Raw genomic sequence first — 832 nt, forward strand, 5'->3', positions numbered from 1 at the left:
TTATTAGCCTCGTCAGCAATATGAATTGTTAATAATACAAACCCCACGTTTTCATTATCTCTCCCAAAAGCAGCAGAAATATCTTCTACATGACATTTCCCTTGTACCTTGTCTGTAACTTCTCCATCTATTGTAAATTTATTTTTAAATGTGTCTTGCTTGTCCCCATCAATGTTATTATTGTCCCATAATTCTAATGTAAATTTTAGAGTCAAGATCCCTTTTTTAACCTTTATACTCTCTTTTCCATATCTTCTTAGTGAAAATGTTCTTATATCATCCATATTATAGTTCATAAAATTAACCACCTTTTCAATTTATAATTTACTTTTATATTTAATTACTAATTAAAATGCACTGCCAACAACTTACTCCACCATCACTAAATTACCATAATCGTCACATGGTATGATCACCTTTACATATATGTTATACATTCGACATGTAATATAAGAATCTTTCCTAAGTTTGAAACTAATTATACAAAATCACACGATATTATCATATCTAAATTGAGAAGGTAAAGTCAAATTTTTAACTAACCACCACTTGTTTTTTATTTTTCAAAGCCTTATCTAAGAGTTGCACATTCCCAAAAACATTAGGAACACTAATACTATTAATTACACGTTCCTTATATTCGTCCTCAGAACCACCCTCATCAACTTTTCTTTTTAATATATATCCATTAACAATTATTTTATCATTGGTTATGGTATAACTACTAACTGACTGTATATCATGATAATAGAATGTTCCACCTGAAATTGGATTTCTCTCTTTTAAACGAATAAATAAAATATTATCTCCCTCAAGCACAAACTTCGTAGAT

The 832-nt window shown here is 28.8% G+C and carries 2 protein-coding genes; both read right to left on the reverse strand.

What is annotated here, in order from left to right:
* A partial coding sequence (locus tag KPL44_RS25060; RefSeq protein ID WP_216256117.1) for a hypothetical protein occupies positions 1-296 on the reverse strand: 296 nt, incomplete at its 3' end.
* 238 nt (positions 297-534) lie between these two features.
* On the reverse strand, positions 535-832 hold a 298-nt coding region (locus tag KPL44_RS25065), incomplete at its 5' end, for a hypothetical protein (protein WP_216256119.1).

This window comes from Clostridium sp. DSM 17811, assembly GCF_018861905.1.
Lineage (GTDB): Bacteria > Bacillota > Clostridia > Clostridiales > Clostridiaceae > Clostridium_AD > Clostridium_AD frigoriphilum.